The 7,039-nt window shown below is 38.7% G+C and carries 9 protein-coding genes; 7 read left to right on the top strand and 2 right to left on the bottom strand.

Going from position 1 to position 7,039, the window contains the following annotated elements:
• Nucleotides 1-168: 168 nt before the first annotated feature.
• The 5 genes from LW728_RS21855 to LW728_RS21835 all read left to right on the top strand — a co-directional run bounded on the left by LW728_RS21855 (nucleotide 169) and on the right by LW728_RS21835 (nucleotide 4,833).
• On the top strand, nucleotides 169-1,278 hold the full coding sequence (locus LW728_RS21855) for a serine/threonine-protein kinase (RefSeq protein WP_287768223.1): 1,110 nt from the start codon (nucleotides 169-171) through the stop codon (nucleotides 1,276-1,278).
• 185 nt (nucleotides 1,279-1,463) lie between these two features.
• The gene (locus LW728_RS21850; RefSeq protein ID WP_287670543.1) at nucleotides 1,464-1,751 is read left to right on the top strand and encodes a hypothetical protein; all 288 of its coding nucleotides are present in this window, start codon (nucleotides 1,464-1,466) and stop codon (nucleotides 1,749-1,751) included.
• 190 nt (nucleotides 1,752-1,941) lie between these two features.
• Entirely contained in the window at nucleotides 1,942-2,433 is a 492-nt protein-coding gene (locus tag LW728_RS21845; RefSeq protein ID WP_287768220.1) for a COP23 domain-containing protein, read from the top strand.
• A 2-nt stretch (nucleotides 2,434-2,435) separates the two neighbouring features.
• Nucleotides 2,436-3,911, top strand: coding sequence for a S1 family peptidase (locus LW728_RS21840; protein WP_287768217.1), 1,476 nt, complete (start codon nucleotides 2,436-2,438; stop codon nucleotides 3,909-3,911).
• A complete protein-coding gene (locus LW728_RS21835; protein ID WP_287709492.1) occupies nucleotides 3,862-4,833 on the top strand; it encodes a S1 family peptidase in 972 nt (323 codons plus the stop codon). Before LW728_RS21840 ends, LW728_RS21835 begins: the two co-directional genes overlap by 50 nt.
• Nucleotides 4,834-5,069: 236 nt before the next feature.
• Here the strand turns inward: LW728_RS21835 and LW728_RS21830 are convergent, their stop codons facing one another.
• A complete protein-coding gene (locus LW728_RS21830) occupies nucleotides 5,070-5,216 on the bottom strand; it encodes a hypothetical protein (protein ID WP_287670551.1) in 147 nt (48 codons plus the stop codon).
• Between the two features lie 248 nt (nucleotides 5,217-5,464).
• Here LW728_RS21830 and LW728_RS21825 point away from each other — a divergent pair, with 248 nt between their 5' ends.
• Both LW728_RS21825 and LW728_RS21820 read left to right on the top strand, forming a co-directional pair.
• Nucleotides 5,465-5,773: a hypothetical protein gene (locus LW728_RS21825; protein ID WP_103672792.1), complete on the top strand. Its 309-nt coding sequence runs from the start codon at nucleotides 5,465-5,467 to the stop codon at nucleotides 5,771-5,773.
• Nucleotides 5,770-6,180, top strand: coding sequence for a type II toxin-antitoxin system VapC family toxin (locus tag LW728_RS21820; protein WP_287768214.1), 411 nt, complete (start codon nucleotides 5,770-5,772; stop codon nucleotides 6,178-6,180). Before LW728_RS21825 ends, LW728_RS21820 begins: the two co-directional genes overlap by 4 nt.
• 263 nt (nucleotides 6,181-6,443) lie before the next feature.
• Here LW728_RS21820 and LW728_RS21815 read toward each other — a convergent pair whose 3' ends face one another.
• Nucleotides 6,444-6,626, bottom strand: coding sequence for a hypothetical protein (locus tag LW728_RS21815; protein ID WP_287768211.1), 183 nt, complete (start codon nucleotides 6,624-6,626; stop codon nucleotides 6,444-6,446).
• Nucleotides 6,627-7,039 lie beyond the last annotated feature (413 nt).

Genomic DNA, 7,039 nt, shown 5'->3' with positions numbered 1-7,039 from the left:
CCCTTAGACTTAGCTAGTGGTGAACAGGCTCCCGTAGCTCTGACTGCTCCTGCTATCAATGGTTAATTCCTAGTCTGAACGAAAAGGCACTCCTGCGAGGGGGTGCTTTTTTGTGGCTGTGGTTGCTAGAATATAAATCATCTTCTGTCAAGATTGCCAACCAAGACCATGAAACCCTCAATGATTATTGGCCAGTATTATAAAATTGTAAAAAAATTGGGTGTGGGTGGATTTGGAGAAACCTATATAGCTAAAGATTCACGGCGTTTAGGAAGTCAATGTGTTATTAAAAAGCTTATATTTAAAAGCAATAACCAAGATGAACTTAACAAAGCGCAGGAGTTATTTTATCGAGAAGCTAAAACGCTAATGAATTTAGGCACACACGATCAAATTCCTTATTTATTTGCCTATTTTTCAGAAAATCAAGAATTTTATTTAGTTCAAGAATATATAGAAGGTGATTCGCTGGAAGATGAAATTAGCTCTCGCGGAAAATTCGAGGAACAGGAAGTCATTGAATTTTTGCTAGGGATTCTCCCCGTTTTAGAATACATCCATAAAGAACAAGTAATTCATCGAGACATCAAGCCATCGAATATCTTGCGTCGGGATCGAGATAAAAAATTTATTTTGATTGATTTTGGAGGAGTTAAAGCACCTCTTTTATCCAGTTCACAATTACCGAATTTATCAGGAGGGAATCTAACTAAAATTTTTACCAGTGGTTATACGCCAAAAGAACAAATGGACGGTTATCCAGAATTCAATAGTGATATTTATGCTTTGGGAATGACTGTTATTAAAGCTTTAACTGGTATTGAACCAAAAGATATATCTCGTAATTCGAGTACCAAAATGCTCGCATGGAGAACAAAGGCTAATAACGTGGGGGATCAACTAGCGGCTATTATCGATCGAATGATTCAAGAAAACCACATAGATCGCTATAAAAATGTAGAGGAAATTCTTGAAGACTTGCATCATTTAGGAAAAACAGTAGTTATCACTAAGAGTCGAGTCAGTGTTCTTCGTTCGGCGATCCATACCCAGATTCCTATGGTCAATATACCTCTGGGCAAGTTTTTGATGATATTAGTCATGATCACAGGATTTATCTGGGGTTTTAATCTACTTCGAGCAAGAGTCTTCGATTCGCATCCTGATCCGAAGCCGATGGAGTCCCCAATTCCAAACCCATCTCCTAGTCCTTCTTCGCCAGACCCCGAAAACGAGGGAGGGATTTTTCTTCGTCCCGATAATCTAAAGAAGAACTAGGCTAGAAAAGCACATCTAATCGTCTGGCTTGATAAGGGAAAGAAATAAAACGATTCTTTTGGTTTCTATGTGGAAACGGGGGTCTATACTGATATTTTCTTTTTTCAAAATAGTCCTAAAAGTATTATTCAGTAACCATTTCACCTTACATAAACAAAAATTATCACACAAAGTAGAGAAGAGCCATGACACGTCAATTTCATCAGATTATGCCACTGTTGGGATTATTGATTAGCTTGTTAAGTCTCTATACTGCCCAATATAATCTGCACTTTGCTTGGAAAAATCTAGTGATGAATTGTCAATCTCATCGTCACCTAGAAATTTGTCGAGATGTTCTATCGACTATAGAGGTTCCCGATAAACCTCTATTCCTTCGCACTGAAGAGAATAAACGAGAAGGGTCGATCGAGCCGTCAGAACCCCTCTTTTTGCCGACTGATTCCTACCGAAAGCCGATCAGAGTACCTTGATTTTGTCAGAAAATCGTGACAAAACGAACACGGATGCAGAAATTGTTGAGTTAAGATGATTTTATATTATCCTTAGTGCTGGAGGGTTTTAACGTTGAATAGACTCAAGAGGTTCGCAATAGTTCTTGTAGCGGCAGTAGTCGGATTTTCGGTCTTATTCTCTCAGCCGATTTTCGCAAAAAACCCGCCAGTGAGGTTTCAGTGTCAAACTCTTAGTAGTGGTGTTCCCACTACTGTGGCTACTAGCCAGCAATGGCAGAACCAACCACGTCAATTGATTCGGTGGTTAGAACCGTTAGCAAAAGAGGCTGGGTACACGCCGCTACAACGCTGTCAAGAGGTGAGTAATCGTCTTAATAAACAGTTCAGCAAAGGGGGTCAATATATAGGGCATGGTTATATCAACGGACATCCCGCACTTTGTACTACTAATAAAGAGGGAGCTAAATGTAGAGAAGAGCAGCTTCTGTGGACGCTTAATGGAAATATTTACGGATTTGAGAATGGCAGTGGTGGGAAAGAAAGCCCTAGGCAGTTATTAGAAGATTTGTTCGCTCTTCACGATAGAAACTTTTCTGGGCGGCCTCTCAAGCAATGTGGTAATAAGTCAACCTTCGTTAACATTATGGCGGTTTTGCGAGGTGAAGAGAAGGTGGCCAGAGAAGTGTGTGTTTCGCAGTAATCATGAAACTTAGAAAATTTATCGTTATCTTTCTGTTAACTTGCATGGTTTTGTTCACCATGCAAGCTTTTTTATATCCTATCGAGGCACAAACTTCTCATTCTGATGAGCAACCCTCTATAGGGAAGATGGATGAAGATATGATAAGGGATATCGCTAGATTGATCACTGTAAGAGTTTACACAGTTTTATGGGAAGACTGGCCATATACAACATCCGACAGTGGTTCGGGAGTTATCGTTGATAGACAAGAAATCAAAAAGAAAAATAGTCAAAGCATCTACAATTATTTAGTCTTAACAAACGCTCATGTCTCATCTGGAATTGACAAATTTTATATTCAAACTCATGAGGGTTTCATTCATAGAGGTCAAATTCATCCCAAGGCTAAATTCGAGCAAATGGGGGTAAAAGCTGATCTAGCCTTGTTATGGTTCGAGAGTCCTTATCAATACGAAACAGCCATTAAAAAAACCTCGGAAAATTTGCCAGATAAAAGTGACTTTTTTGTGACTGGATTTCCCTGTAAATTAAGTGCAGTTCCTATTACTGATTGTCCAGCAGAATTTCTTTTTACCAAAGGCAAAGGATGGGTTATTGATCGCTATCTAAAGGACGGATATCAATTGGCTTTTACCAATGACACCGAGGAAGGAACCAGTGGAGGTGCAATTCTCGATCATAAAGGGCATTTAGTAGGAATCAATGGAAGAGGAAAAACCACGGCTGATGCCCCACCAAATAGATACGCAGATGATAAAAAAGTTCCATTCATTATTCAAGACAATGCTCCCTTATCTTTGGGATTACCTATTGATTGGTATTTATCGCTCAATTCTCAGCAATTATTTAGCGAATTACCGACCTCCACGGCTCAATTAGAACCAATCGGATTTTTGTCTCCACCTCCTTCCGTCAAATCAGAAACTCTTGGGGTAAGGAAGTTAAACCCCATGACTCCTGTTGATCGGTTAAATCTTGAACAAAAATTGAACATGATCTTGATACTATCGGGTGTATTGCCTTTGATAGTATTGATTCTGATAATATTAGTAGTTTTGACAATCCTTAAAAATATAATCGAAAATTTTTGGATTTATTTTCATCCAACAAAAATAGCAAGATTTCAGATAGAATCGAACGACAAAATTAAAATTTTTATATCAGATTCTGAAAAGGTAGTCGATTTTACTACAAATAAGTCCATAGAATTGGCAGCTGCACAGAACTGTCAAATAATACTTACTTCCTTAAGTTTGGGAAGCCATCAAAACAAAAATATTATCCCCAAAATAGTAGATAATAACCAAAACTATTATCGATACGAGCTAGAAGAGCAAAAAAAAGATCAAAAAAAAGATCAAAAAGTTATTTATGAAATTCTTTGTCGAGGCAAAAATATTAAACTGATACATACTAGGTCTAAAATTGAAACTGTTACCGTTAAATTTGAATTTCAGGATAACACTGGTCAGTAAAAAATCTTTTGAAAAAAGGAATATTACTCACGAAAGCAAAGTAAAAAACATGAAGTATCGAGCTATTTATACTATTTATTTGTCAATTATTTTATTGGGTATATTGGTAGGCTGTGAAAAAAACGGCAATATGCCGCAAGAGCATGAGGTAAATTCATCAGTAATTTCCGAAACATTAAAAAAATCTACTGTGTATATCAAAGGAATAGGAACGGGTATAATCATCGGTTCCGCTTCTAATGATTACTATGTGCTGACCGCCAAACACGTAGTAGATAATTTATTGAATCCATCTTCAAAGGAGATCGTTACCTATGACAATCGATTCTATCCGATCAAAGAAATTATCCCAGATACAGAATTAGACCTAGCCATTGTTAAATTTACTAGCGATATCGATTATCCTAATGTCACTTTAAATCCCAATATTTCTCAAGGTCAAGCAGTCTCGGTATTAGGTTGGAGATATTGTTCTGGAAAACCAAAAGAGGAGTTGACACGCGGAGCTATAGAGCAGATCGTCCGCTCAGATCAAGAGTACACCGAAAACGATAGAAAGCTTTTAAAGAATCTCGACGATCCAAAAAAACACTTTCAAGAGGGAAATCGAGTCAAATATACAAATCCAACAATTGAAGGAATGAGTGGGGCTGGAGTCTTTAACCAATATGATCAAGTGGTGGCTATTCATGCCACGGCTGGAACCTATGAAAACAGTACAGAAAACTGTTCGGTGTTAGATAGTACCCATAGTCCTAACTGGGGAATTCCAGTCGAGGTTTTTTTAGATTCTGCATTATCTCGCGGAATTCCGCTCGAAACGATCAAAGCTTCTCCTTACCAGAAGGAAAATCCTTCCCCGCAGAATATCAAGGAACAATCAAATGATCCGATCTTTAAAAGACCGAAATCACTAAATTAATCGGCTCTACCGAACCTGTCATGCAAAACTATTAACAACTCATACTTGTAAAGCTTGTACAGCAATACTTTGAGTTTTTGTTAAATTGATATTTATCAACTTTAGAGCATTGCTGGGCAGAGAGGGAGCTTGAGGAATTTTCTACAGTGTAAGTTCGGAAGAACCTAAAGCTTGAAGAATTAAAAATGCGGATATCGATCGAATCCGCATTTGATAAAAAAGAGTTCAACGACTATTTATTGAGATTTGCCACCTTTAGCGGCCCAAGTCGCCGCTTGTACGATTGCGGCCTGTGCTGCGCGAGAGGGTTCACGGGAACCTTTTTCCGCGTAGCCTTTTTCTTTGTTGGGAGATCCCGCTTTCGCATCCATACTTTCAGCCATAGCAAGTGTCCTCTCGGTATTCAGGGATTAACAAAACCTGAGTTCGGGATAAGCTAAAACCCTGATGCTACCGTAGCCTGAAACTCCTATTCTTTCGTGGAAGCTATGGCAAAATTCCCTTATCCCGAACTGACGTTAGTTAAGTCTGAGAAATGACTGAGAAAACTGAATGAATTTTTAAGGCTTATTGTGTTATAATAAAACAGCAAAATCTTTTGAGTATTTAAAGTTAAATAGGAGGACTTAAAATGGTTAATAAAATCAGTATTGTCATCTCCAAGAATCCCGATGGATATTTAGTTAACTTTCCTGAATTAGAGCCGATTGATTACCAAGATAGCTCTCTGGATGGCGTTTTAAATCGACTCAAAGAGGCTCTGGAAACTCATCTGATTTCTTCGGATATATCTCAAGGGGAGACAACTGGAGAATCAATTTTAAAGATAGTTGATAAGTTGAATCTGAACTTCCCTGAAGAAGAACTTGAGCGGCTTCCAACTGACGGTGCAGAAGAACACGACCATTATCTTTATGGGAGTCCCAAGAAAAGGCAATGAAACAAATTTTTGCCGACACTTTCTACTGGGTTGCTTTAATCAATTCCCAAGATAATTGGCATCAACGAGTCAGAGAAGTCACGTCCAGTCTCAAACACGTTGAACTTGTGACGACGAATGAAGTTTTGGTAGAGGTACTGAATTTTATGTCAGCCCAAGGAGCAAATCGGAGGCGGCGTACTGTCGAATTTATTGATGATCTGCTCCAGAATCCCCGCCTTCAAATCATTCCCCAAAATCGAGAATCATTCCTGCAAGGCTTCGAGTTATACCGCCATCGCCCGGACAAAGAATATAGCCTGACAGATTGCATTTCAATGACGGTCATGCAACGATTAAAAATCGGTGAAGTGTTAACCCACGACAATCATTTTAAGCAAGAAGGTTTTAGAATTTTATTTGAATGATAACAGAGAGAGAATTAAAATTTAAGTCCGCTCAAGCCATGAAGAATCATCCCCAAACAGTAATGGTAGTTTGTCTGCTGAAATTGCTGTCATGGTCAAATCAGGCGATAGCGGAACAGCTAACAGTCAACAGTAACCAGTAAACCTCTTGCAAAAGTCTTAAGTCGATCCTTGTACAGCAACATTTTTGAAGATTATCAATTACTAATAAATAATTAACTGAAAGTCCCTCCCATTATTGTTTCTATCGTTTGTTTTCGGATTTATGCAAGAGGTCTAATATTGTTCTCTTGGTCGGGAGAACATTCCAATCCCTTGCAGATGAGGTCGAGGGCGGTTTTTGTCTTGTCGAAACTGTCCCCCTTGGGAAAATGCCGCCGTCCGTAACTCTCAAAGCGTTCGTTGATCGCGTCGGGAATCCTCACCCCGATGGATTTCGATCTCATGGTTCCACGAGTCGTTAAACATTGTTTGACATTACCATTTGACGGTGATGATAGAATAGAAATAAAATTGACTGAAAATCTGATCGTCGTTACCTCATAGCCTGGAAAGAAAAAGGAGCTTAAAAGGGGAGAGAAACATCCAGCCGGACTCGCATTAAAACTGCTGTCTCTGGTGGAGAAAAAAGGTCTAAATGCGATTAATTAAGGGAAAAATTGCAGTTATTTACCTTTATTTGACCGATAACTGAATTAAATAAGTATTTAAGGTTAATTTTCTAACTTTATCGGACGAGAAGATGATGGATATCGAAATTCCCCGCAAGATCGCTGAAAGCTTCGGACTTGACGAGAATTCAATCGTTGAACTCACAGAGAAGCCATGCAATCCAACACTCGATCGATTGTTGGCCAGC

The organism is Microcystis sp. 49638_E5 (assembly GCF_021300285.1).
Taxonomy (GTDB): domain Bacteria; phylum Cyanobacteriota; class Cyanobacteriia; order Cyanobacteriales; family Microcystaceae; genus Microcystis; species Microcystis aeruginosa_C.
This window is presented reverse-complemented; position numbering and strand designations above follow the sequence as displayed.